The following is a 23,766-nucleotide window of genomic DNA, read 5'->3' as shown; positions in this document are numbered from 1 at the left end:
TAACGAACCTGTGGGCACATAGGCGTTATCATGCCCCCCCTTTTATTGCCAACAAGGCCGACTGAAATGACCGATTGGTCCCTCGACCAAGCCCGCAAGACCTACTCGATCCCGCATTGGGCGGACGGTTACTTCGACGTGGATCAGGCCGGGCACATGGTGGTGAGACCGACCGGGGCGGACGGCCCGGTGGTGTCGCTGCCCAAGGTGGTCGATGCGGCGCGCGCGGCGGGCGCCAAGCTGCCGCTGCTGGTGCGCTTCCCGGACATCCTCGGCCAGCGCCTGGGCAAGCTGCAGGCGGCCTTCGCCCAGGCCCAGCAGGACTGGGAGTACAGCGGCGGCTACACCGCCGTGTACCCGATCAAGGTCAACCAGACCCGCGGCGTGGCCGGCACCCTGGCCAGCCACCACGGCGAGGGCTTCGGCCTGGAAGCGGGCAGCAAGCCCGAGCTGATGGCCGTGCTGGCGCTGTCGCGCCCGGGCGGGCTGATCGTCTGCAACGGCTACAAGGACCGCGAGTACATCCGCCTGGCCCTGATCGGCCGCAAGCTGGGCCTGCAGACCTTCATCGTCATCGAGAAGCCGTCCGAGCTGAAGCTGGTGCTGGAAGAGTCCAAGGCGCTGGACGTGAAGCCGGGCCTGGGCGTGCGCATGCGCCTGGCCTCGCTGGGCGCCGGCAAGTGGCAGAACAGCGGTGGCGACAAGGCCAAGTTCGGCCTGTCGCCGCGCCAGCTGCTGGACCTGTGGAAGTCGCTGCGTGACACCGAGTACGCCGACTGCCTGAACCTGCTGCACTTCCACATGGGCTCGCAGATCTCCAACGTGCGCGACATCGCCAACGGCATGCGCGAAGCCACCCGCTACTTCGTGGAGCTGTCGCGCCTGGGCGCGAAGATCACCCACGTCGACGTGGGCGGTGGCCTGGGCGTGGATTATGAAGGCACCCGTTCGCGCAGCTTCTGCTCGATCAACTACGGCCTGCATTCCTACGCCAGCAACATCGTGCAGCCGCTGGCCAATGCCTGCGAAGAGTTCGGCCTGACCCCACCGCGCATCGTCACCGAGTGCGGCCGCGCGATGACCGCGCACCACGCGGTGCTGATCGCCAACGTCTCGGAAGTGGAAGAGGCGCAGGAAGGCCGCGTGCCGGACCAGCACGACGACGAGCCGGCGGCGATTCGCCACCTGCGCGAGATCCATGACGAGCTGGACGTGCGCCCCGCGGTGGAACTGTTCCAGGAAGCCCAGCATTTCCATGCCGAAGGCCTGGCCAGCTACGCGCTGGGCCAGATCGACCTGCCGCAGCGTGCGCGCATCGACGACCTGTTCTATGCCATCGCCCATGGCGTGCGTGCGCGCCTGAGCTATGACGAGAAGAGCCATCGCCCGGTGCTGGACGAACTGAACGAGCGCCTGGTCGACAAGTATTTCGTCAACTTCAGCGTGTTCGAATCGATCCCGGACGTGTGGGCGATCGACCAGGTGTTCCCGATCGTGCCGATCGAGCGGCTGGATGAAACCCCGGACCGCCGCGGCATCATCGCCGACATGACCTGCGACTCGGATGGCATGGTGGAAACCTATGTCGAGAACGAGAGCCTGGACAGCTCGCTGCCGCTGCACAAGATGAAGCCGGGCGAGAGCTATCGCATCGGTTTCTTCATGGTCGGTGCCTACCAGGAAATCCTGGGCGACATCCACAACCTGTTCGGCGATACCGACGCGGTGGAAGTGCTGGCCGATGCCGATGGCTATGCCATTACCCAGCAGCGCCGTGGCGATACCACCGACGTGATGCTGGACTACGTGGGTTACCGCCTGGACGAACTGCGGGCGACCTATGCGCAGCGCGTGGCTGCAGCGCAGCTGTCGCCGGAACGCGCGCAGGAACTGTCGGACGCGCTGGAAGCCGGCTTGACCGGTTACACCTACCTGTCTGACGAACCGCTGGTGTGATGGACGGCACCGGGCCCGCCCGGTGCCACTGTTGCCGATGAGCGCGCGCGCGATCTTCCACCTGTTCCTGCATGCCGCCGTGCCAGCCCTGCTGGCATGGCTGTTCTGGCGCAAGCGCTTCGCCTCGGCGTGGTTGTTGATGCTGCTGGGCTGGATCATCGACCTGGACCATCTGCTGGCCGACCCGATCTATGCACCGAACCGCTGCAGCATTGGTTTCCATCCGCTGCACACCGCACCGGCCATTGCGGTCTATGCCGGGCTGTGCGTGCCGAAGAAAACGCGGTTGTTCGGCATCGGTCTGATCATCCACATCGTGCTGGACGCAATTGATTGCTGGTGGATGCACCACCGTTGATGCTTGCTGCACGGCGACCGGTCGGATTGGCGCTTGGTAGAGCCGGCCGCTGGCCGGTTTCCGCAGGGTGTTCCCGGTGACCACGTGGTTGCCGGCCAGCGGCCGGCACTACCCACCGTCAGGTTGGTCGTTTCACCCCACCGGCAGCCACAACGTCGCGCGCAGGCCCGGCTGTACATTCTCCAGCGCCACGCGTCCGCCATAACTGGCGGCGATATCTCCGACGATCGCCAGCCCCAATCCACTGCTGCCCACGCGCTCATCCAGCCGCACGCCACGCTGGGTGACCCGTTGCAGGGCGTCCGCGGCCAGGCCGGGGCCGTCGTCGCGGACCTCAATGCGCAACTGGCCGTCGTCGGCTTCCGCGCTGACCTGGACCTGCCGCTGTGCCCAGCGCCCGGCATTGTCCAGCAGGTTGCCCAGCATCTCTTCCAAGTCCGCACTGGCACCGGCGAACTGCAGCGTCGGGTCGATGCCCGCCGCCGTGAACGCGATGCCACGTTCGCCATGCACGCGTGCCATCAGCCGGCACATCGCCTGTGCGACGGCCGCCACGTCGGTGCGCTGGCGATGGTCGGCGGCCAGTCCTGCAGCCAGGTAACGGTCGACACTGGCCTGCATGCGCGCACTCTGCTCGCGCACGGTCGCCCGCCAGTCCGCGCCATCGCCGTCAGCTTCGGTGGCCAGCACGCTCAGCGGGGTTTTCAGCGCATGCGCCAGATCCTGTGCACTGGTGCGCGCACGCGCGACCATGCGTTGCTGGTGGTCCAGCAGTGCATTGAGTTCTTCCCCCAGCGGTGCGACCTCCGCGCCCAGCTCCTGCGTGTCGATGCGCTGCACATCACCGCGGCGTACCCGTTCCAGCTGCGCACCGAGGCGATGCAGTGGGCGCAGGCCGAAGTGCACCTGGCTGGCCAGCACCGCCAGCCACGCCGCAACCAGTACGCCCAGGGCGATGGCGGTGCGGTTGCGGAACGCGGCGACATCCGCATCCAGTGTGCTGCGATCGGTGGCGACCACGGCTACGAACGGTTCGCTGGCGCGTGGCAGGCGCACCTGCTGCACGCGTGCGCGCAGGGATTGCTGCAGCGGCCCGGCCAGGTTGCGGGTGGCCGGCCCGGCAACCGGCGCCGGCAGGGTTTCATCCCACAGCGAGCGCGACTGCAGCAACACGCGGCCATCGGCCCCGGCGATCTGCCAGTAGGCACCGGAGAACACGCGCTGGAAGCGTGCGTCATTGGGTTCCTGGCGCAGGCGCAGCTGTCCGTCCGCATCCACTTCGGCCTGCGCCAGCAGGGTCAGCATGTCCTGCTGCAGTTCGTGGTCGAGGCGGTCACGCGCACTGCGCTTGAACAGCTCGCCCAGCAGCGCGCTGGCCAGCAGCGAGACCAGCAGCAGGCCGACGCCGCCGGCCAGCAGCAGGCGCCGTCGCAGCGATGATTGCCGGCTCACGGCGCGGCCAGCCGCCAGCCCTGGCCGCGCACGGTCTGGATCAGGTCGATGCCGAGCTTGCGGCGCACGCGTCCGAGCAGCACGTCCAGTGCGTTGGAGTCCGGGTCGTGGCCACCGTCGAACACCTGTTCGCCGAGGCGATCACGGCCGATCACCTGGCCGCTGTGATGGATGAAGTAGCTGAGCAGCCGGAACTCCTGCGGACTGAGCGGCAGCGCCTGCCCATCCAGCTCAAAGCGGCCGGCGTTGACGTCCAGCTGCAGCGGGCCGCAGTGCAGGCGGGGGCTTGCGTGGCCGTGGCTGCGGCGGATCAAGGCGCGCAGCCGCAGCACCAGTTCGTCGGCCTGGAACGGTTTGGTCAGGTAGTCGTCGGCACCGGCATCGAAGCCAGCCAGCTTGTCGTGCCAGCGCCCGCGCGCGGTCAGCACCAGCACCGGAAAGCTGCGGCCATTGCCGCGCCAGCGCTCGATCACGCTCAGGCCATCCAGCCCGGGCAGGCCGAGGTCGACGATGGCGGCCTGCAGGTCTTCGATCTGGCCAATTTCTTCGGCCTCGCGGCCGTCAGCGACCACCGCCACCACATAACCGGCCTGTTCCAGCAGGGGCACCAGGCGCTGTGCCAGCGCGGCATCGTCTTCGGCCAACAGGATGCGCATCAGTCGTCGAGCTCCGTCTTCAGCAGCTTTCCGCTGCGCGCATCATAGTCCAGCTCCACTACTACGCCGTCGCCGCGCAGGATCTCCACTTCGTAGACGCCGTCGTCCAGCTCCACTTCCAGCAGCTGGCCGGGGTAGCGCTTGAGTGCATCGCGCACCACGCTTTCCAGCGGCACGTAGCGGCCCTGCTGCACGGCGCGACGCGCGACCTGCTGCGCCGGGTCCTGCAGGGGCGCGGCGGCGGTCGGGGCGTTGGCCAGGGCCAGCAGCAGGGGCAGGGTGGCGAGCATGCGGGTAAGGAAAGAGAGAGGGGTACAGGCGCGAGTGTGGCGGGGATGACTAACAGCCGGCTAACAGCCACGGCTAAGGCGCTGTTAACCGGGCCATGCATCGTGGCGTTGCCGGGATGGTCCGGCCACGAACAGGAGAACCCCCATGTTGAAGTCGCTCACCCTCGCCACTGTTGCCCTGCTTGCCGTCGCGCCGGCCGCACAGGCCGCACCGCTGGGCATGGCCCAGGTTGAACAGACCCTGCGCAAGGCCGGCTACACCCAGATCCACGAGATCGAACGCGATGATGGCCTGTGGGAGGCTGACGTGAGCCGCGCCGATGGCCGCTTCAGCGAGGTCTACGTGGACCCGAAGACCGGCGAGATCTTCGACGAGCACAGCGGCCGCGCGCTGCTGACTACCGAGCAGGTGCTGGCACGGGCGCAGTCGCATGGCCTGCGCGAGATCCATTCGCTGGAACGCGATGGTGCGACCTGGTCGCTGGAAGCCCGCAATGCCCGCAACCAGAAGGTAGAGGTGCGCCTGAGCGGCTATGACGGCCGCATCCTGCACAGCGAGCGCGATGGCTGGCTGGATTGATTCGCGTGCCGGTAGGTGCCGGCGGCTGGCCGGCACACGGGGAGACAGCGTGTCGACCAAGGTCGACACCTACCGGGCATAGGTACCGGTAGATGCCGGCCGCTGGCCGGCTCACGGGGAGAAAGCGTGTCGACCAAGGTCGACACCTACCAAGCGTACGCAGCGGTAGCGGCCGACCTGGGTCGGCCCGGGCCCGGCGCGGAGCTTACCAGCCGTACGGCGGTGGGTAATCCCAGCCCGGGCCGCGGCCGTAGTAGCCGCCATACGGGCCGAAGAAGCCCGGGCCCTTGCCCTCGCTCACGTGGATGTTGAGGTTGACCCCGTGGGTCTTGCCCTCATCGGTGGTGTAGTTCTTGCTCAGGTTCAGCGTGGCCGCGTTGTAGTGGCTGTTGCCACCGTTCTTGGAATAGCCGATGCCGGTGGTGAAGCTGCCGGACACCTTGACCTTGTCGTCGGTGACGTCGGCGATCCTGGCGTCGTCGTGCACGCGCGGGCCGCTCTTGTCACCGTAATAGGTGCCGGGCGGGTCCTGCTGCAGGGCCGGGTCGTTGAGGTAGCGCAGCGGCGCCTGCGGCAGCGTCAGGTCCAGGCCGGCAGCCTGCGGCGCGGTGGCGCCGGCGGCGGACTGGGCCAGCACGGTTCCCGGCAGGGCCAGGCACAGCAGCAGGGTCAGGGGGCGGATCATGACGGCGCTCCAGCGGACAGGTGGCCACGCAACACGCGGCGGTACAGGCCGACGCTAGCAGGGGTTGCTTGAATGATGCCTGTCGGCGCCGGATTGGGGTAGAGCTGGCCACGGCCGGCTGCAGGTCACAGCCGCCCGAACCCGAACAGCCCTTCCAGCGCATGCCTGCGCCGCTCGATCCGGGCGCGCAGCAGTTGGGCGCCGATCATTGAATAAGTGATGCCGTTGCCGCCGTAGGCCATGGCGAAATGCACCCGCGACCCCCACTGCGCGTGCGGGCCGAAGAAGGGCAGGCCGTCGGCGGTTTCGGCGAAGGTGCCGGCCCAGGAAAAGGCGGGCACCGGGTCCAGCCGCGGGAACCAATGCAGTAGCTGATCCATCAGCTTTTCGGCCTTGCGCTGCACGCGCCGGTCGCGCCGCGCCGGGATATCGATGGCGTCGTCCAGCCCACCCACCAGCAGGCGGCGGTCGCCGGTGGCGCGCAGGTACAGGTACGGGCGTGCGCTCTCCCACACCATCGTGCGCTGCAGCCGGCCCAGCGTGTCCGCATCGATCGGGTCGGTGATGAAGGCGTAGCTGCTGCGGTTGCGCGCGACCCGCTGTTCAAGCCAACGCTGGTTGGCGTAGCCCGTGGCCAGGACCACGTGGCGGGCACGGACCGTGGCGCCGGCCTCGGTCATCGCGGTTACGCCCTGCGCGCCAGGCTTGAGCGTGTGCAGCACGGTGCGGTCGTGCACATGGCCGCCGCGACGGCGCACGCGTTTGAGCAGGCCGTAGGTGAGGCAGTAGGGATCGACCTGCGCCGCCTGGCGGGTCAACAGGGCGCCGCCGGCATCCACGTCGAAGCGTTCGCGCAGGGCTTCGCGGTCCAGCCAACGCGCGTCCAGTCCAATATCACGGCGTGCAGCTCCTTCGGCCATCAGGCGCGGCACGTCGCGCCGCCGGCTGGCCAGGTACAGGCTGTCCATCTGCCGGAAGTCCACCTCCTTCAGCCCGCGTGCCACTTCAGCCAGTGCCGGGATCGCGTCGGCACAGGCAAGGTAGGCCAGGGCGGCGGCATCCTTGCCATAGCGCTCGGCCAGTTCCAGCAGATGGGTATCGATCTCATACTGCAACAGCGCGGTGCTGGCCGCCGTGCTGCCCCAGCCGATGTCGCGCTGCTCGATCACCGCCACCTCGTGGCCGTGGGCGGACAGTTCGTCGGCGATCAGCGCACCGGTGATGCCGCCACCGACCACCAGCACGTCGCAGCGCAGATCCTGCTCCAGCGGGGGAAAGGCCTGCAGCAGTCCGTTGCGCACTGCCCACCAGGGGTAGCCACTTTTCAGGTCCATGCGTGGTCGTGCTCAGGCGGTGGGGTGGCCGGTATGCGGGGTCTGGATCAGTTCGGACAGATCGAAGCCCTGCAGGCGGGCCGCGGCCAGATAATGGTCCTGCACGGTCGCGTCCAGGCGTGGCTCGCGCGCCAGCAGCCACAGGTACTTGCGGTCCGGGCTGCCGACCAGCGAGACGCTGTAATCCGGGGCGACCTGGATCACCCAGTAGTCGCCCTTGGCGAACGGCAGCCAGCGCAGGCCCTTGGGCAGGAAACTGACCTCCAGGCGCGCGCTGTCGTTGTCGACGGCGCAGGCCTCGCCGGTGGCCTCTTCGATCTCGCCGTCCATGCGGCAGCGGTTGGTGACGCCGACATTGCCGTTGTCGAGCAGGGTGTAGTGCGCCGACACATCGGTGCAGCCTTCCGGCTCGTGGCGCATCGGTAGGCGCGCGATCTCGTACCAGGTGCCCAGGTAGCGCGGCAGCTTGAGGTCGGCGACGGTCTTCAGCGGCGGGTGCTCGGTCATCGGTCATCGTGGCAGGGGCGGGCCTCCACGATGCCGATGGGCTCGCCATGGGCGGGTGAAGCCGGGGCGATGGCCGTGTCCAGAACGATCCGTCGCCGCTGCGACGTGCCTGTTGTCACCGACATGGCGGTATCCTGCCGCCAGCGCCGTGTTTTCCTGATCCAACCGAGGTGGAGGTGCCGATGTACCAGGTGATCCTGTTGAAGAGTGAATCCGCGTTCGCGCGCGAACAGTGGCCGCAGGTCGACGACCTGGTCGACTACGAGGGCGTCAGCTACAGCCTGCGAGCCGGCCCGCGCCAGCCACTGCCGACCGACCACGAGTGGCACCCGGTGGCGGTATATGCGCCCGATGAGATCACCGAGGAAGAGTTCCAGGACTGGTACGCGCTGCAGCAGCCGACCGTGGAAGAGCTGCGCCTCAAGTACTGATACTGCTGCGCGTCCCCCATCCGTCCTTTACCGCCTCTGCCGTATAGTCGCGCGCAGGCGCGGTGGTCCGCGCGAACCGGTGTGGCTGCGTGTCTTCTTTCCTGCGATCGATCCGTGCACGAGGGCCCTGGTGGGCCCTGCTGCTGTGCACTGCCTTCCTGCTGTCCGCGCCGGTGCTGGCGCAGGAGGAGGACCCCACGCCCAAGCAACAGCTGGCGGACATCGATTCGCGGTTGAAGGATGTCGAGCGCAAACGTGGCGATGCGGAAGCCACCGAGACGCTGGCGATGCTGTCCGAGAATGCCTCGCAGGCACGGCGTGACGCCGAGGCACTGGAAAAGGCACTGCAGCCCCAGCTGGATCGCATCAACGAGCAGCTGGCGCAGCTGGGGACGCCTGCCGAGGGCACCACGGAGCCGCCGGAGCTGGCAGCGCAGCGACGGGCCATAACCAGGCAGCGCGACGGCCTGGCCGCGTCGGTAGCGCAGGCCAAGGCCAGTGCCGTGCGTGCACAGCAGCTGGCGGCGGACATCGAGCAGCAGCGCACCGCACAACGTACGGAAGAACTGGGCCAAAAGGTCGCCTCGCCGCTGTCGCCTGCGTTGTGGAGCAAGGTGGCCGAACGCCTGCCGATCGATATCGCGCGCGTTGCGCCGTTGGCCGAGCAGGGGCGTGACGCGCTGGTCGCCGGCATCCGCACCCATGGCTGGGGCACGCCGCTGCTGGGCCTGCTGGCCGCGCTGGTGATGATGTTCCCGCTGCGGTTGTGGCTGCGCAGGCTGGGGCGGCAGTTCGCCGCGTCCGAGCGCGCACCTGATGGACGACTGCGCCGGTCTGGCCTGGCGATGTGGCTGCTGCTGGTGGGCACGCTGCTGCCCGGTTATGCCGTGGTGGTACTGATGGCGGCGCTGGATGCGATCGATGCCATCGCGCCGCGCTTGCAGGTCGTGGCCGACGGCCTGGAGACCGCCACCTTCCGTGCGGCGTTCATTGCCGCGCTCAGCGCCTGCCTGCTGGTGCCCAAGCGCCCGTCATGGCGGCTGTTGAACCTGGACGACACCGCCGCGCTGAAGCTGCGCAAATATGCCTGGGGCGCGGCGGCGCTGGCCTGGCTGAGCACGGTGCTGGTGGCCCTCGACCAGGCTACGCGCACCAGCGACGTCACCACGGTGGCGTTGGACGGCCTGATTGCCCTGACTTACCTCGGCCTGATCATGGCCATGCTGGTGACCCTGGCGCGCCTGCATCGCCGGCAGACCGCCGAGGCCGAGGCCAAGCTGGAAGCACAGGCCGATGGCGTGGGGGCAACCACGCCCGTGCGCCGCAGCAGCTGGCTGGTGCTGGCCCGGGTAGCGGGCAATATCGCGGTGGTGGCGGCCATCGTTGCCACGTTGCTGGGCTACCTGAATTTCGCCAAGTTCGTGAACCAGCAGCTGATCGGCGGCAGCATCGTCGTGCTGGCCGCAACCCTGCTGTTCAAGTTCGTCGATGACCTGAGCACCTGGATGCTCAACGCCGACAGCAAGGTCGGCCAGACCATCCTGCTCAGCACCGGCCTGAGCGTATCGCGGCTGGAACAGGCGGGCGTGCTGCTGTCGGCGGCGTTGCGCACCATCGTCGTACTGATCGCGCTGCTGGCGCTGGTGGCACCGTTCGGCAACATCGGCGCGGTGGTGGAGCGCTTCTCCTCGCTGTTCACCTCTGGATTCGACATTGGCGGAACCAAGCTGGAGCCGGTGCGCATCGTGCTGGCGGTGCTGGTGCTGCTGGCTGGCCTGGCCGTTACCCAGCTGGTACAGCGCTGGCTGACCGACACCTACCTGCCCAAGACCGAGCTGGATCTGGGCGCGCGCAATTCGGTGAGTACCGTTGCCCGCTATGTGGGCATCATCATCGCGGTGATCTGGGCGCTGTCGGCGATGGGCCTGCAGCTGAGCAAGCTGGCATTGCTGGTCAGCGCGCTGTCGGTGGGTATCGGTTTCGGCCTGCAGGTGATCACCCAGAACTTTGTTTCCGGCCTGATCCTGCTGGCCGAGCGGCCGGTGAAGATCGGCGACTGGGTGAAGCTGGGCGACCAGGAGGGCGACATCCGCCGCATCAGCCTGCGATCGACCGAGATCCAGGTGGGCGACAAGTCGACGTTGATCGTGCCCAACTCCGAGCTGGTCACCAAGACCGTGCGCAACATGACGATGGGCAACAACCAGGGCCGCATCCAGATCCAGTTCGCGGTGCCGCCCAGCACGGATGTCGGCAATCTGCGGCAGGCGCTGCTGGATGCGTACACCGCGCACACCAACGTGCTGAAACAGCCGGCACCGACGGTCTACATCGACAGCATTGCCGGTGGCCAGATCACCATCAACAGCTTCGCTTACGTGGCCAGCCCGCGGCAGGTGTACGCCACCCGCAGCGACCTGTACTTCAGCCTGTTGCAGATCCTGGCCGAGCGGAACATTCCGCTGTCGACCCCGACCGACATCCACATCATCCGCGATCCGCAGGAGTAGGGGTTTCTTTGCAGGGCTGCGCCCTGCACCCGCTACAAGCCGGAGCAACGGCAACGGCAAAAGCTTGTTTCCTGTGGGATGGCGGGGTGGGTCCGGTTGCGGGGGACGCTGCAAGTACCCCTCCGGGGCCCGGCCCAGCCGCTGGCGGCTGCGCGTTCGGGCGCTTGCGAAGCAGTGCTTCGCAAGCGAAGCGCCCTCACCCATGTAAGCTCGGTCGCCGCATCCATGCGGCTCACGCCCCCGCAACCGGACCCACCCCGCCTTCGACAGTTTTCCGCGATCTTTTGGAACTGCTTTTGGGGTCAGATCCGTTTTCCGGAGGAAAACGGATCTGACCCCATTTTGATTTTCGATATCTGACAGATTGTGTCGACCAAGGTCGACACCTACCGACAGCCGCAGGAATCTGTCAGAGGTGGGGCGGTGTCGGAGTGCGGGGTGTCAGCCGCATGGATGCGGCTGCCAAGCCTCCAGGGACGGATTTACGGCGTCCCCGCACTCCGACACCGCCCCGCCCAACCACGGAATGCACGCTGTTGCCGTTGCTCCGGTTTGGAGCGGGTGCAGGGCGCAGCCCTGCAAATAGCCCTACCCCCGCGGTCGGCTGCGCGAGGGCACCAGTGCGAACGTATCCACCGCCAGCTTCTCGGCGTGGTTCAACCACGCGCGGATCTCCAGATCGTCCACTTCGTGATCCAGCCCGAACGACACGTTGATCTTGCCGTTGGCATCGGGCTGCACCCACTGCTGGGCCAGTACCACCTTGCGCTGCGAGGACACCGCTTCGATCCAGAAACCGCGGTCCGGGCGCGTGCTCGCCACCAGTTGCAGCATGTACTGGCCGGCACGCGTACGGCGCCCGTTCTGGGTGATCATGTGTGCCTGGCGCACGCTCGGGCGCGGGCCCTGGAATGCATCCAGCGGTGCATCGACCGCGATGCCACCGCGCAGGTCGTCGTCGCGGTAAAGCTTGATGCCGTTGTCGCGGTTGACGAGCAGCGCACACCAGTCGCCGTCGGCCGAGCCGTCTTCGAACGCGGTGCAGCGATCAACATAGGCCAGGGTGTTGTCCGGGTTGGCATCATCGAACTGGCGCGAGGTGTTTTCCAGGTACACCGACTTCAAGCCCCACTCCTTGTCGTACTCCAGCAGCACCGGCGGCTGCACGTGCTGCAGGCCAACGACCACCTGATCATCGCCATCGATCTTCAGTTCGCGGGTCGGCTGGCCCAGCCACAGCGAACGGGCGAAGGCCAGGTACTGCGGGTAGTCGCGGCCATCAACGCGCCGCGCGGCCACGCTGGCACTGGGCGCGCGCTGCGGGTCGATCAGCGAGCGGCCAAAGCCCATCGTCTTCAGGTTCGGGTCCAGCAGGCTGAGCAGGGTCGCACCGGAATCCAGGGTGGTGCCAGCGTCGGCACTGAGCTGCTGCGGGGCAATGCCGTCGCCGAGGAACAGCAGCAGGTTCTCGCGCTTCTGCTTGGCCAGCACGTGGCTGAGGTCGTTGGGCATCGCCAGGTGGTCGGAGGCGATCACGATCAGCGTGTCCTTCCCATACGGGCTGGCCTGGATACGCTCGACCAGCTGTGAGATCAGGCGGTCGGTGCACTTGAGTGCATTGAGCAGGCCGATGTTGCCGTACCCGCTCCGGTAGCGCTCGCCCTTGCACGACACCGGCAGGTGGCCCGCCGGGTGGTGGGTGTCCATGGTCAGCGTGGTCAGCATGAACGGTGAACCGGCGCGTGAGAGCTGCTCGAAGCGCTGGTAGGCGGTGTCCAGCAGCACGTCGTCGTGCACGCCCCAGGCCGAGTAGTGGATGCGGCCGATCTTCTTCTGCTGCTTGAACCATGCAAGGTCATGCACTTCGTCAAAGCCATGGCTGGCCAGGAACTGGCCCTTGCCGGCGAACTGGCCGTTGGCGCCGCCCAGGTAATGGTTGGTGTAGCCCTGCTGCTTCAGGTAGTCGCCCAGGCACACCGCCTTGGGCAGGAAACTGCCCATGCGGTCCATGCTGTTCTCGTCGCCCTGCGAGGTGGTCAGCGGCACGCCACACATTGACGACACCAGGCCGGCGATGGTCCAACCGCTGCCTTCGGCCGAGGCCAGGCCACGTACGTCCAGCGACTCGGATGCCAGGCGGTTGAGGTTGGGCATCAGGCCGGGAAACACGGCCTCGTCCAGATAGGTACGTTCCAGGCTCTCGCCGTAGATCCATACGATGTTGCGCGGGCGCTGCAACGGCTGCGTCGGCACCTGGTACTCGGGAGCGATGCGGGCGAAATCGACCGGACGCAGCTGCTGGTAGAGGCGTTGGCCGTCACGGGCCAGCGGACTGATCAGGATCGTGGCCACCCACACGGTCGCGAAACCGGCGAACAGCGCACCACCGTGGCCGGGCCGGCGCCAGCGCTTCACCCGCGTGGCAAACAGCGGCAGCAGCGAGACCAGAGCCAGCACGATGAAGCCGGCGATGTAGCCCTTGAAGTCGGAGACACCAGCGCCTTCCATGTCGGCGCCGAGGTGATAAAGCGTGGCGGCGTTGAGCCCATCCCCGGACAGCTTGTCGATCAGCCACCACGCGCTGAGCATCAGCAGTAGCAGCGAGAATGCACCGGCCTTCCACCACACCCACTTGTCGGACGCGAGGAACAGCCAGCACAGCAGCAACAACGACAGCAGCAGTATCCAGAGCATAGGCAGCTTCGGCAGTGACGGGGTGGTGGTGATGGACGTCGTACCGACGCGTGTCCATCCGACCGGCGCTGCTGCAAGCACATCCACATGACAGGCCGATGACCCGATAGTGCATGCACGAACCTGACTGAAATGTTTGTTGGAATGACGCGCGCGCAATCACGCCGCGAAGGTAAAACGAGCGTGAAAGGCTTCGTTGGATTGCATTAAAAACCGCATGAATACGCGGCTTTTCGCCAGTGCATCAGCGGTGCCCGCGTTCCTCGCGCGCCCGCGCGCGACGATCGAACAGCAATGCACTGGTAACGATGCCCAGCCCCAGCACCACGCCGATCAACAGCAGTATCAGTGCGATAAGGGGATAGCCGAACAGGTGCCAGCCGGTGTCGATCTTCATCATCATTGCCGCAGCCATGATCAACGCGGCGCTGATGATGCCGGCCGCCACGCGGTTGGCGATCTTCTGCAGGTTCTCCATCAACCGCGATTCTTCCAGCCCGGTCACCTTCATCTGCAGGCGGTTCTCGGCCAGCAGCGCCATGATGTCCGACAGCTTGCGCGGCCCATCGCGCAGCAGCTGCTGCAGCTCCATCGCCTCGCTGGCGATGTTGGCCGCCGACAGGGATTTCTTCAGGCGCGCGCGCATCACGTGCTGCAGCTGGCGCTCGACGATGCGGCGCGTGTCCAGCTCCGGTGCCAGCAGCCGGCACACGGTTTCCAGGTTGAGCAGGGCCTTGCCCAGCAGGCTCAGTTCCGGCGGCGTGCGCAGCCCGCAGGCAGTGGCGATGCGCACCATGTCCAGCACCACGCGGCCTTCCGAGAAGCTGCCACTGGCGGCGTAGCGCGCGATCAGCTGGCCGGTCTCGCGCAGGTAGCGCTCTTCGTCGAAGGCCTCCAGCCGCGTGCTGATGCTGATCAGATCGTCGGCCACTTCTTCGCCGCGGCCATCGACGGCGGCGAACAGGATCTTCAGCAGCCGCTCGCGCAGGCGCGGCGGCATGTGCGCGACCATGCCCAGGTCGAAGATCGCCAGCCGGCCATCGGGCATCACCCGCAGGTTGCCCGGGTGCGGGTCGGCATGGATCTCGCCATGCACGAAGATCTGGTCCAGGTAGCCGCGGATCAGCGCCGCTGCCAGCGGATCCATGTCCTGCTCGGTGCGGCGCACGCCAGAGATCGCATCCACGCGCACGCCGGTGGCGAGCTCCATGGTCAGCACGCGCTGGCTGCTGTAGTCCCAGATCGGCTGCGGTACCCACAGGCGGCGGAAGGGCCGCAGATGCCGTCCGAAGCGGGCCAGGTTCTCGGCCTCGGTGTGGTAGTCCAGCTCCTGCATCAGGGTCTTGGCGAACTCGTTGAGCCAGTCGCGCAGGCGCACGCGGCGGCCCACCTGGGTCAGATGATCGGCGGCCAGCGCAAAGCTGCGCAGCGCTTCCAGGTCCGAGCGCAGCTGCGCGGCCACTTCAGGCTTCTGCACTTTCACTGCCACCTGGCGGCCATCGTGCAGCACCGCGCGATGTACCTGCGCGATCGACGCACAACCCAACGGCTCGGGATCGAACGAGGCAAACAGCTTGTTCACCCCCACCCCCAGCTCCTGCTCGATGATGGCGTGGATGCGCTCGACCGGGATCGGCGCCACCTTTTCCTGCATGCGTTCCAGGGCGGTGGCGAACTCCACCGGCACCATGTCCGGGCGGGTGGACAGCATCTGGCCCAGCTTGACGAAGGTCGGCCCCAGGGCCTCCAGGTCACTGACGAACTGTTCCGGGTTGCCATCGGCGGGCACGTCGGCCTGGTTGCTGGCGGCGTCCAGGTTCATGCCGGAGAACACGCCCGAATGGCGGTAGCGCAGCAGCAGGCGCAGGATCTGGCTGCGCCGGTTCATGCCTTTGACCAGCGGAGGATTGCCATTGGCGGTGGGCGGATTGCTCAAGCGGAACTCCCATGTGGCAAGGACGGTAGTGCCGGCCGCTGGCCGGCAATGTCCGGATTCGGCAGTGTCGCCGGGGGAAGGTGGGCATGCGGTGAACCCCGCAGCTATCGCAGAGGCCGGCGGATCGGTCAGAATCCGCTCATTCCCATTCTTGGACGCCCCATGGCCGGTGCCAGCCTGTTTGCCCTGCTCGACGATATCGCCTCCCTCCTCGACGATGTCTCGGTCCTGACCAAGGTCGCGGCGAAGAAGACCGCCGGTGTGCTGGGCGACGATCTGGCGCTGAACGCGCAGCAGGTGACCGGAGTCAACGCCAACCGCGAACTGCCGGTGGTCTGGGCGGTGGCCAAGGGCTCGCTGGTCAACAAGGTCATCCTGGTGCCGGCGGCGCTGGCGATCAGTGCGCTGGAAGCCTGGCTGCACAGCCGCGGCTGGAACGTGCCGCTGATCGTGCCGCTGATGATGATCGGCGGTGCCTTCCTGTGCTTCGAAGGCGTGGAGAAGCTGGCGCACCGCTTCCTGCATTCCTCCGACGACGATGCCGAGCGCCAGGCCGAACGCCGCAAGGCGCTGGCTGACGCGCAGGTGGACATGGTGGCGTGGGAGAAGGACAAGGTGAAGGGCGCGATCCGCACCGACTTCATCCTTTCGGCCGAGATCATCGTGCTCACCCTGGGCGTGGTCGCCACTGCGTCGTTCACCAACCAGATCCTCACCCTGAGCGTGGTCGCACTGGCGATGACCGTGTTCGTCTACGGACTGGTGGCGGGCATCGTCAAGCTCGACGACGTTGGGCTGTACCTGTCGCGCAAGGGCGGTGCCATTGCCGCCTTCGGTCGAGGCCTGGTGGCGTCGGCGCCGTGGCTGATGAAGTTCCTGTCGGTGGCCGGCACCATCGCCATGTTCCTGGTCGGCGGCGGCATCCTGGTGCACAACGTGCCGGCGCTGCACCACGCGGTGCAGGCGCTGGGCGGCGAAGGGCAGTGGGGCTGGCTGATCAGTGCTGCGGCCAACATGGTGGTCGGCATCATCGCCGGCGCCATCGTGCTGGCGGCGGTGACCGGGTTGCAGAAGCTGCGCGGTAAATAAGCCCGTAGACCCTCGGGGTCAGATCCCTTTCCCGTTGGAAAAGGGATCTGACCCCATTCCACGATCACCCCGCCTGCACCCGGTTCTTGCCCTGCCGCTTGGCCGCATACAGCGCGTTATCGGCGCGCCGCAGCAGGGTTTCGGTATCGTCACCGGGCTGCCACTGCGCCAGCCCGGCGCTGAAATGCACCGGCACGCGCTGCTCCTGCACGGTCAGCACGCGATGGGCCAGCGAGCGCTGCAGGCGCTGCACGGTGGCCATGCTGTCGGCGCCCTGGGTTTCCGGCAGCACCAGCACGAACTCGTCGCCGCCCAGCCGTGCGATGCCGTCGGTGGCGCGCAGCAGCAGCTTGCACACGGCCACCAGGTGCTGCAGCAAAGCATCGCCACCCGCGTGACCGTGCGCCTCGTTGGTCAGGTGGAAATCATCCAGGTCGATCACGGCCACGCCCAGGGGTGAGTTGTTGCGTGCGGCGCGGGCCAGCTCGCGCTCCAGCAGTTCGTCCAGGCCGCGGCGATTCAGTGCCTGGGTCAGCGGATCGATACGCGCCAGGTCACCGGCAGCACGCAGTTCCTGCTCCAGCTCGGCAATGCGCTGCTCTGCGCGTTCCACTTCCTGCCGCGCGCTGGCCAGGTGATCGCGGGCCTGCGCGGCCTGCTGCTGCACCTTGCCGGTATCGCGCATCACCTCCTGCAGCAGCTGGTTGAGGTCGGCGATGCTGCGTGCCTCGCGCAGCTGCAGGGCGTAGCTGCCGATGCGGTCGTGGTATTCACCGGTGCTGGTGGCCATGCCATCCATGCGTTCGATGAACTCGCCCATCAGTCCGCGCATCGCGGCCTTCGAATCATCAATGCCCTGGCGCAGCAGGCCCTGCTTGTAGATCACTTCGCGCAACTCGGCGCGGGTGCGCTCGACCGCTTCGGCTTCCAACGGACCGTCCAGCAACTGGCGCACTGCCGCGATCTGGCCCTGCAGCCAGCTGCGGTCATCCAGCAGCTCGCTCACGTTCTCCAGCAGCAACGCGAACAGCTCCAGCAGCAGCGCCTGCTGCTCCTGCCAGCTCTCGGCACGCACACCGACCTGGTGGCCAAGTTCGCGCACGCCCTGTTCGATGGGTTCCAGGGCCGTGCCCGGCTGCCATTGGCGCAGGCGCAGGGCCAGCGCCTGCGCTTGCTCGCGCAGGTCCGGGTCGTGCTGCAGCAGGGCCACCACCGCACCGCCCAGCAGCAGCCGCAGCTGCTCGGACAGGCGCAGGCTTTCCGGCTGCCCGTCCGGCGAATGCTGCTCGATGGTGCGGATGTACTTGTCGATCAGCTGCCGCATCGCGCGCCCATAGCGCGGCCAATCGGCGCTGGCCTGTGCGGACTGCAGGCGGTCGCCCATGTCGCCCAGTTCGCCGGGCAGGGTGGCCATGCCGTTGGCGAACGCCGCCAGCAGCGGTTCCGGCGCATCGGCGCCTGCGAACAGCTGCTGCAGCGCCACGCCACCGCCGCCCTGCAGCACTACGCGGTCACCCCGCCCATCGTCCACCACCGCGCGCACGCGTGCCGGCGGCCCAAGGGCGGTACCGGGGGCAGGGCGGTGGTCGGGCTGGTCCGTCATGGAGCGAATCCTGGGGCTGGCAGGGACTGGTTCCAGCATATCGGCGCGGCCGCCGAGGGCTTGAACGGCTAGGATGGGCGACAGGATGCCGCAGTGGAGGTGCTGATGCGCGTGATGTTGCTGGGGGCGACCGGCCTGGTCGGCGGGCTGACCCTGCGCAGGCTGCTGGACGACCCGCGCTGCAGCGCCGTGGTTGCCCCGACCCGCCGCCCGCTGGCGTTGACTCACGGGAAGCTGGAGAACCCGGTACTGGCATTCGACGCGTTGCCTACTTCGCCCGAATGGGCGCGCGTCGACGCGATCATCTGCGCGCTGGGCAGCACCATGGCCCAGGCCGGCAGCCGCGAGGCCTTCCATCGCATCGATCATGACTACCCGCTGGCGTTCGCACGCCTGGCAAAAGCACAGGGGGCGCAGACCTATGTGCTGAATTCCGCAGCCGGCGCCAACCCACAGTCGTCGATCTTCTACAGCCGGGTGAAGGGCGAGCTGGAGCGTGATCTGCGTGCGCTGGGCTTCAATTCGTTGACCCTGGTCCGCCCAGGACTGATCGGTGGCGAGCGCAACGAGGTTCGCCGCGGCGAACGCCTGGCACTGACGGTGCTGGGTGCACTGGGGCCGGTGTTGCCACGGGCATGGCGGAGCAACCCGGCCAGCGAAATTGCCAGGGCGCTGGTCGAGGCTGCGCTGGCCCCGCAGCCGGGCGAGCACGTGGTGGCGTCGAGCACGCTGGTCGGCTGATGTCGCGAGCGCTGCGCCTGACCCAGCTGCTGCAGCTGCTGCGCCGTCATCGACGGCCGGTGGCCGGGCAGGCGCTGGCCGAAGCGCTGGGCATCAGCCTGCGCACGCTATACCGCGATATCGAGACCCTGCGCGAGCAAGGCGCCGACCTGCGTGGTGAGGCCGGCGTCGGCTACCAGCTGGCGCCGAGCGATACCCTGCCGCCGATGACCCTGCCGCCCGCCGAGATCGATGCACTGGTGCTTGGCCTGCGCTGGGTTGCGGCCCGCACCGAGCCGGCGCTGGCTGAGGCCGCGCGTGATGCTTTGGCGCGTATCGCGCATGTGCTGCCCGCAGCACGCCGGGAAGCCTTGCGTGATAGCGGCCTGCGCGTTGGCCCTTCGCGCGCTGCGGCCAAGGTACCTGCTGCACGCCTGCAGGCTGTGCGCGAAGCGGTGAGCGCGCAACAACGCCTGCAGTTCGGCTACCAGGATGCGCAGGGCCAACGTACCGAGCGCATTGTCTGGCCGTTCGCGCTGGGCTACTTCGATGAAGTGCCGATGCTGGCGGCGTGGTGCGAAGGCCGCGAGGACTTCCGCCATTTCCGCCTGGACCGCATCCGCCAGGTGCGCGTGCTGGAGGATCGCTACCTCGTGCCGCGCGCCACGCTGCTGCGGCGCTGGCAGAAGGCGCAGGGCATCGCGCCGGACTGGTTGGACCGCTCGTAACCACATCGAGGAATGGCGCTGTGCGTCAACGCGGTGGGCTTACACAGCTGGTGGGCTATGTGCCGGGGGAGGCCGGGGTGGTACAGGTAATCGTCGACTCTATGGCCTGGGTTACGAGGCCCGACGCATCTTCCAAGAATGTCCTGACTCTCGAAACTTGAGGTTCACCAGGTTTACTTGGTGTACAACCCCAAGTGAAGGTGATGGGGGATGGGATGTTCCTGTCGACTTTGGCGCGGCCACCGCTGCAGATCCATCCGGCAGGACAAGTCAAGATCTCGAGGTTGATATATACCGGAAACCTCGGATACCCACTGAAGTTCATCGTGGCAGTAACACTGGCGCCTGTTCCAGACACGTTCGGAACGCTGTCCAGCTGAAATGGCTTCGTCAAGGTAGCCACGCCCAGGGTGGACATCCTCTCTATGGGCATGAAGAAAAGGTCATTCGCCCAAGGAGAGCCGTCGTTTCCCCTGCCATGAACAAGGCCGTAGGCCGAGTTGCCGGCATAGACGGGGCCACCACTATCGCCGCCTTTGTTCATCACGGTTCCATCAAGGCTGACGACTTGGACGTAGGTGCCGGCTTCCCCATTCCAGTTGGCTGCGAACTCTGCGTCTTTGATGGATCCGCATGTGCGACCGGTCGTTACGCCGAACTTGCAGACCGTTGTGCCTGGTGTCATGTCGGCAAGTGATGCCTCATCGGTTATCGTCAGTTTTTCCCCATCGACAATGATTTCGTTCGACTGGGAGAAGATGACGCCGCCACGCTGCTGTGCACCCCACTGAACGTCGTAAGATCCTTTGTTGCGTTCACTCTTGAACAGAATGCGAGCGGTTGGATTGCGCTGATAATTGTCATTGTCACAGTGACCGGCAGTGGCCAAGCCTAGTTCGCGAGTTGCAGTTTCGACCACGTTGAAGCCGGCTGTGCAGAGCTGCTGCTGGTAGCCTTCCAGTCGCCGCCCGCCCGCTACGGTGTTTGTTGGCTCTATGAAACCTGTGGTCTCTTTTATGTGGATGAAGTCGGCGACAGAGAGAAGTTTGGAAAGTCTGGCGCGTACGGCATCGGGATCACGTACATATACCTCTACGATAGAGCTCTTCGTGTTTACCGTGGCTGCAAACTCAATGCCGGCCTTGACGAGCTGATCGGACACCTCCTCTTGGGTGGCGCGGAGAAGCTCGAGAGAACGTGGCGCGGTTTCTGCGACGTAGAGGCGGTCCTTGGTGTAAGCAGAAAGTTGGCGTGAGGCATCGCCGGTGAACCTCACCACGATCCTGAATTCAGGGGAGTGCTCGATGTAAAGGCCGGCGAACGTCTCCGGCTTCTCCCTCTGAAGCCGTGCGCTGAGTTTACCTGCCGCCCGTTCCGCATCCATTCGTTGCGCGGCTTCGAACGTGCCTATGTGCATGGTTTCCGCGTAGTGCTGTATTGCTACATCCTTGGGGGCGTCGTCCGCAAGGGCGGGAGAGGCGGTGAGGATGGCTGCCAACAACGGGAGATAACTGCGTATTGTGGTCATGAACTTTCCTTTTCATGTGTATTACGTGAAGTTGCGTTCCATCTGCATTTGACTCTAAATCACTTCTGTCTGTTGCAACTGGTAACTGCGTCTCCCTTTGATTGGTCCGAGCGAAGGTTCATCGCCGACGACAGCTCCCATCATGACTTGGCTTTGCGATATATCGCGAGATCACAGCGGGTCGCCTGTTTTTCCATCCGATGGCGGAAGTGCCCGAAATACGCGAGATGTTCGAACGACGATCGACTCTACCCGATCGATTTCATCCGCTTGATCTACTGACAGAATATGTCAGCAGGCGTGTTCCACCATGAACGCTCCCAACAACGGAGGTTCCCCATGTTCATACCCAGCACCCTGCTGCAGTACGTGCGCGACGTCGCCACCAGCGCCACGTTCTACAGCGGCATTCTCGGCAAGCCACCGGTCGAGCAGTCGCCCGGTTTCGCCCTGTTCCTGCTCGGCGATGGCGCCGCATTGTGCTTGTGGCAACGCGACGACGTGCAGCCGCCGGTGTCCGCGCAGGCCGGTGCCGCCGAACTGGCGATGGTGGTCGCCAACCCGGAGACCGTGCAGCAGATGCACGATGCGTGGCGCGGGCTCGGCGTGCGGATTCTGCTGGAACCGGTGACACTGGAATTCGGCCACACCTTCGTCGGTGCCGACCCTGATGGTCACCGCCTGCGTGTCTACAGTCGCGCCGAGGGTTTGGTCGCGCGCGATTGATCGCACGAATTCTGTAGAGCCGAGCCCATGCTCGGCCGCTTTTCAGTAGATCCACGCCATGCGTGGATGAAAGCATGAAGCAAGCCGAGCATGGGCTCGGCTCTACAGTGGAGCGGGCACAAAAAAACGCCGGGCAGTGCCCGGCGTTTCTCCAATTCATGTGCCAACCAAGGTTGGCACTCACCAGTCAGTTTCATGCGCCAACCCAAGGTTGGCACCCACCGATAAGGTGGCCGATCAGCTGGCCAGCGCCAGGTCGTCCATCATCGCGCGCAGGAAGCGGGCGGCTTCACCGCCGGTGGCTGCGCGGTGGTCGAAGGTGACCGACAGCGGGATCACCTTGTGCGCTTCCACGCCGCCCATCACCGGGGTCATCTGGTGGCGGGCACGGCCGGCACCGACGATGGCCACGCACGGCGGCACCACGACCGGGGTCGCGTAGCGGCCGGCGAACATGCCGAAGTTGGACAGCGAGATGGTGTAGCCACTCAGTTCCGAGGCGGCGATCGAACGCGATTCCACCTGCTCGCGCAGGCGATTGACGCCTTCGCGGATGCCGCGTGCATCGAGCATGTCGGCATTGCGCAGGGCCGGCACGAACAGGCCGTCGTCGGTGTCCACGGCGATGCCGATGTCCACCTGCGCGTGCAGGGTGCGGGTCAGTGCTTCGCCGTCGAACCAGGCGTTCATGGCCGGCACCTTCTGTGCGGCAACGACGATGGCGCGAACCAGGCGGGCGGTGACGTCGTTGCCCGGCAGCCAGGCGTGGATGTCGGCGTCGTCGTTCAGCGTGGTCGGCACGACCTTGCTGTGCGCGTCGGCCATGACGCGGGCCATGTTGCGGCGCACGCCCTTCAGCGGTTCCGGCTGGCCCTTGGCGACCACGCCCGGCGGCTGGGTGCGCATCGGCTTGCCGGCGGCGGACAGCGGAGTGCGGGCTTCGCTCTGCACCGGGGCAGGTACCTGCCCCGGGGCCGGCGCGGCATACGCGGCGGCAACCGGTGCCGGGGCGGCGCCGAGTTTGGCGGTGCCGTTGGCGGCGGCCTGCTTGACGTCGGCCATGGTCACCGCGCCATCGGTGCCGGTAGCGGCCACGCGGCTCAGGTCCACGCCCAGCTTGCGCGCCATCGCACGCACGGCCGGCACGGCCTTGACGCCACCGACGGCCAGCGCCTGCTCGGCGTGCACGGCATTGGAGCTCTGCATCGCGCCGACCACGGTACCGGCGTCATCGCGCTCGGCTGCGGCGGGCTTGGCGTCCTCGGCGGCAACCGGAGCGGCCGCAGCCGGCAGCGGCGGCGGGGTCGGTGCGGCAGCCGGCGCCGCCGGTGCGGCGTGACCATGGCTGTGGCCGGTGTCTTGGCCATCGGCGCGCTGCGGCAGGTTCGGGTCCAGTTCGAAGCTGGCCAGCACCGAACCGGTCGGGATGATGTCGCCGGCAGCGCCGGACAGCTTCAGCACCTTGCCGGAGAACGGCGAGGGCACTTCCACCACGGCCTTGGCGGTCTCCATCGACACCAGCGGCTCGTCCAGCTTGATCACATCGCCTTCCTTGACGAACCACTCGACGATGGTCGCGTCCGGCAGGCCTTCGCCCAGGTCGGGCAGGTTGAAGTTCTTGGTCTGGCTCATTTGCAGTTCTCTTCCAGCAGTTCCAGTTCGCGGGCCGGCAGCCAACCCGTCGCGCCATTGGCGCGCTCGGACCACCACCACCCGCCGTGTTCGTGATGAAGCTTCACCATCTCGCCGCTTTCCACATCCAGCTCGCGGGCGTCGTAGTCGCACAGGGCTTCGGCGCGACCCTCGTCCAGCAGCTGCAACCAGGCGATGGGCGCCCATCCAGCGCGCCCATCGTTGGTGCGTACCCAGGCAAACGCCGGCCATTCCTCGTCACGTACACCTACTTCGACGATCTGGCCGGTGTGGAACCGGAGCGGGTTGGGATACTGGCTGCGGTAAGCCCCCAGAAGGCGGGCCCGCATG

20 protein-coding genes and 1 pseudogene are annotated in these 23,766 nt (G+C 66.7%); 9 read left to right on the top strand and 12 right to left on the bottom strand.

Annotated elements, in window-relative coordinates:
- Nucleotides 1-66 precede the first annotated feature (66 nt).
- Both speA and AC10QF_RS03540 read left to right on the top strand, forming a co-directional pair.
- Nucleotides 67-1,956, top strand: coding sequence for an arginine decarboxylase (gene speA, locus AC10QF_RS03545; RefSeq protein WP_061480252.1), 1,890 nt, complete (start codon nucleotides 67-69; stop codon nucleotides 1,954-1,956).
- A gap of 37 nt (nucleotides 1,957-1,993) precedes the next feature.
- Complete coding sequence (locus AC10QF_RS03540; RefSeq protein WP_005411369.1) at nucleotides 1,994-2,314, top strand: DUF6122 family protein; 321 nt, start codon at nucleotides 1,994-1,996, stop codon at nucleotides 2,312-2,314.
- Nucleotides 2,315-2,446: 132 nt separating this feature from the next.
- Here the strand turns inward: AC10QF_RS03540 and AC10QF_RS03535 are convergent, their stop codons facing one another.
- From AC10QF_RS03535 to AC10QF_RS03525, 3 genes are read right to left on the bottom strand one after another with little or no spacing between them, the layout of a single operon-like run.
- Complete coding sequence (locus AC10QF_RS03535) at nucleotides 2,447-3,766, bottom strand: sensor histidine kinase (RefSeq protein ID WP_111175844.1); 1,320 nt, start codon at nucleotides 3,764-3,766, stop codon at nucleotides 2,447-2,449.
- Entirely contained in the window at nucleotides 3,763-4,422 is a 660-nt protein-coding gene (locus AC10QF_RS03530) for a response regulator transcription factor (RefSeq protein ID WP_049440493.1), read from the bottom strand. Before AC10QF_RS03530 ends, AC10QF_RS03535 begins: the two co-directional genes overlap by 4 nt.
- Nucleotides 4,422-4,712 carry a PepSY domain-containing protein gene (locus tag AC10QF_RS03525; protein ID WP_049403791.1) on the bottom strand — a complete coding sequence of 97 codons (291 nt, stop codon included), beginning with the start codon at nucleotides 4,710-4,712 and terminating at the stop codon, nucleotides 4,422-4,424. Before AC10QF_RS03525 ends, AC10QF_RS03530 begins: the two co-directional genes overlap by 1 nt.
- Before the next feature lie 145 nt (nucleotides 4,713-4,857).
- Here AC10QF_RS03525 and AC10QF_RS03520 point away from each other — a divergent pair, with 145 nt between their 5' ends.
- A complete protein-coding gene (locus AC10QF_RS03520; protein ID WP_069138728.1) occupies nucleotides 4,858-5,292 on the top strand; it encodes a PepSY domain-containing protein in 435 nt (144 codons plus the stop codon).
- Nucleotides 5,293-5,497: 205 nt separating this feature from the next.
- Here the strand turns inward: AC10QF_RS03520 and AC10QF_RS03515 are convergent, their stop codons facing one another.
- From AC10QF_RS03515 to AC10QF_RS03505, 3 genes are all read right to left on the bottom strand, one after another.
- The gene (locus AC10QF_RS03515; protein ID WP_111175842.1) at nucleotides 5,498-5,977 is read right to left on the bottom strand and encodes a hypothetical protein; all 480 of its coding nucleotides are present in this window, start codon (nucleotides 5,975-5,977) and stop codon (nucleotides 5,498-5,500) included.
- A gap of 125 nt (nucleotides 5,978-6,102) precedes the next feature.
- Nucleotides 6,103-7,311, bottom strand: a complete 1,209-nt coding sequence (locus AC10QF_RS03510; RefSeq protein WP_494541742.1) for an NAD(P)/FAD-dependent oxidoreductase — start codon at nucleotides 7,309-7,311, stop codon at nucleotides 6,103-6,105.
- 12 nt (nucleotides 7,312-7,323) lie between these two features.
- Nucleotides 7,324-7,818 (bottom strand): lipocalin family protein, encoded by a 495-nt coding sequence (locus AC10QF_RS03505; protein ID WP_005419954.1) that lies wholly within the window; start codon nucleotides 7,816-7,818, stop codon nucleotides 7,324-7,326.
- Nucleotides 7,819-8,000: 182 nt separating this feature from the next.
- On the opposite strand from AC10QF_RS03505, the gene AC10QF_RS03500 reads away from it, so the two are divergent.
- Together AC10QF_RS03500 and AC10QF_RS03495 are read left to right on the top strand one after the other, a co-directional pair.
- A complete protein-coding gene (locus AC10QF_RS03500) occupies nucleotides 8,001-8,249 on the top strand; it encodes a hypothetical protein (protein ID WP_005419952.1) in 249 nt (82 codons plus the stop codon).
- An 89-nt stretch (nucleotides 8,250-8,338) separates the two neighbouring features.
- Entirely contained in the window at nucleotides 8,339-10,759 is a 2,421-nt protein-coding gene (locus tag AC10QF_RS03495) for a DUF3772 domain-containing protein (protein ID WP_053497450.1), read from the top strand.
- A 588-nt stretch (nucleotides 10,760-11,347) separates the two neighbouring features.
- Here the strand turns inward: AC10QF_RS03495 and AC10QF_RS03490 are convergent.
- Nucleotides 11,348-13,453 (bottom strand): phosphoglycerol transferase I, encoded by a 2,106-nt coding sequence (locus tag AC10QF_RS03490; RefSeq protein WP_494541741.1) that lies wholly within the window; start codon nucleotides 13,451-13,453, stop codon nucleotides 11,348-11,350.
- Between the two features lie 244 nt (nucleotides 13,454-13,697).
- Nucleotides 13,698-15,344 (bottom strand): annotated as a pseudogene (locus AC10QF_RS03485) (ABC1 kinase family protein); the annotation flags it as partial.
- Nucleotides 15,345-15,551: 207 nt separating this feature from the next.
- Here AC10QF_RS03485 and AC10QF_RS03480 point away from each other — a divergent pair.
- Nucleotides 15,552-16,478: a DUF808 domain-containing protein gene (locus AC10QF_RS03480; RefSeq protein ID WP_069138723.1), complete on the top strand. Its 927-nt coding sequence runs from the start codon at nucleotides 15,552-15,554 to the stop codon at nucleotides 16,476-16,478.
- 64 nt (nucleotides 16,479-16,542) lie between these two features.
- On the opposite strand, the gene AC10QF_RS03475 is transcribed toward AC10QF_RS03480, so the two are convergent.
- Entirely contained in the window at nucleotides 16,543-18,081 is a 1,539-nt protein-coding gene (locus AC10QF_RS03475; RefSeq protein ID WP_494541740.1) for a GGDEF domain-containing protein, read from the bottom strand.
- A gap of 105 nt (nucleotides 18,082-18,186) precedes the next feature.
- Between AC10QF_RS03475 and AC10QF_RS03470 the strand changes: the two genes are divergently transcribed.
- Together AC10QF_RS03470 and AC10QF_RS03465 are read left to right on the top strand one after the other, a co-directional pair.
- The gene (locus AC10QF_RS03470; protein WP_478408129.1) at nucleotides 18,187-18,822 is read left to right on the top strand and encodes a Rossmann-fold NAD(P)-binding domain-containing protein; all 636 of its coding nucleotides are present in this window, start codon (nucleotides 18,187-18,189) and stop codon (nucleotides 18,820-18,822) included.
- Nucleotides 18,822-19,529: a helix-turn-helix transcriptional regulator gene (locus tag AC10QF_RS03465; protein ID WP_070490182.1), complete on the top strand. Its 708-nt coding sequence runs from the start codon at nucleotides 18,822-18,824 to the stop codon at nucleotides 19,527-19,529. Before AC10QF_RS03470 ends, AC10QF_RS03465 begins: the two co-directional genes overlap by 1 nt.
- A 55-nt stretch (nucleotides 19,530-19,584) precedes the next feature.
- Here AC10QF_RS03465 and AC10QF_RS03460 read toward each other — a convergent pair whose 3' ends face one another.
- Nucleotides 19,585-21,057, bottom strand: coding sequence for a S1 family peptidase (locus AC10QF_RS03460; protein WP_049415493.1), 1,473 nt, complete (start codon nucleotides 21,055-21,057; stop codon nucleotides 19,585-19,587).
- A 339-nt stretch (nucleotides 21,058-21,396) separates the two neighbouring features.
- Here AC10QF_RS03460 and AC10QF_RS03455 point away from each other — a divergent pair, with 339 nt between their 5' ends.
- Nucleotides 21,397-21,783: a VOC family protein gene (locus AC10QF_RS03455; RefSeq protein ID WP_049415490.1), complete on the top strand. Its 387-nt coding sequence runs from the start codon at nucleotides 21,397-21,399 to the stop codon at nucleotides 21,781-21,783.
- Nucleotides 21,784-22,020: 237 nt separating this feature from the next.
- On the opposite strand, the gene AC10QF_RS03450 is transcribed toward AC10QF_RS03455, so the two are convergent.
- Both AC10QF_RS03450 and AC10QF_RS03445 read right to left on the bottom strand, forming a co-directional pair.
- Nucleotides 22,021-23,415, bottom strand: a complete 1,395-nt coding sequence (locus AC10QF_RS03450) for a dihydrolipoamide acetyltransferase family protein (protein ID WP_188247859.1) — start codon at nucleotides 23,413-23,415, stop codon at nucleotides 22,021-22,023.
- Nucleotides 23,412-23,765, bottom strand: coding sequence for an SH3 domain-containing protein (locus AC10QF_RS03445; protein ID WP_005411349.1), 354 nt, complete (start codon nucleotides 23,763-23,765; stop codon nucleotides 23,412-23,414). The genes AC10QF_RS03450 and AC10QF_RS03445 overlap by 4 nt, the downstream gene beginning before the upstream one ends.
- Between the last annotated feature and the right edge of the window lies 1 nt (nucleotide 23,766).

The sequence above is a fragment of the Stenotrophomonas maltophilia complex sp. Om-AH-Sm3 genome, from assembly GCF_059337855.1.
Note: the sequence above shows the minus strand (reverse complement) of the source record. Positions and strands in the feature narration are given on the sequence as shown.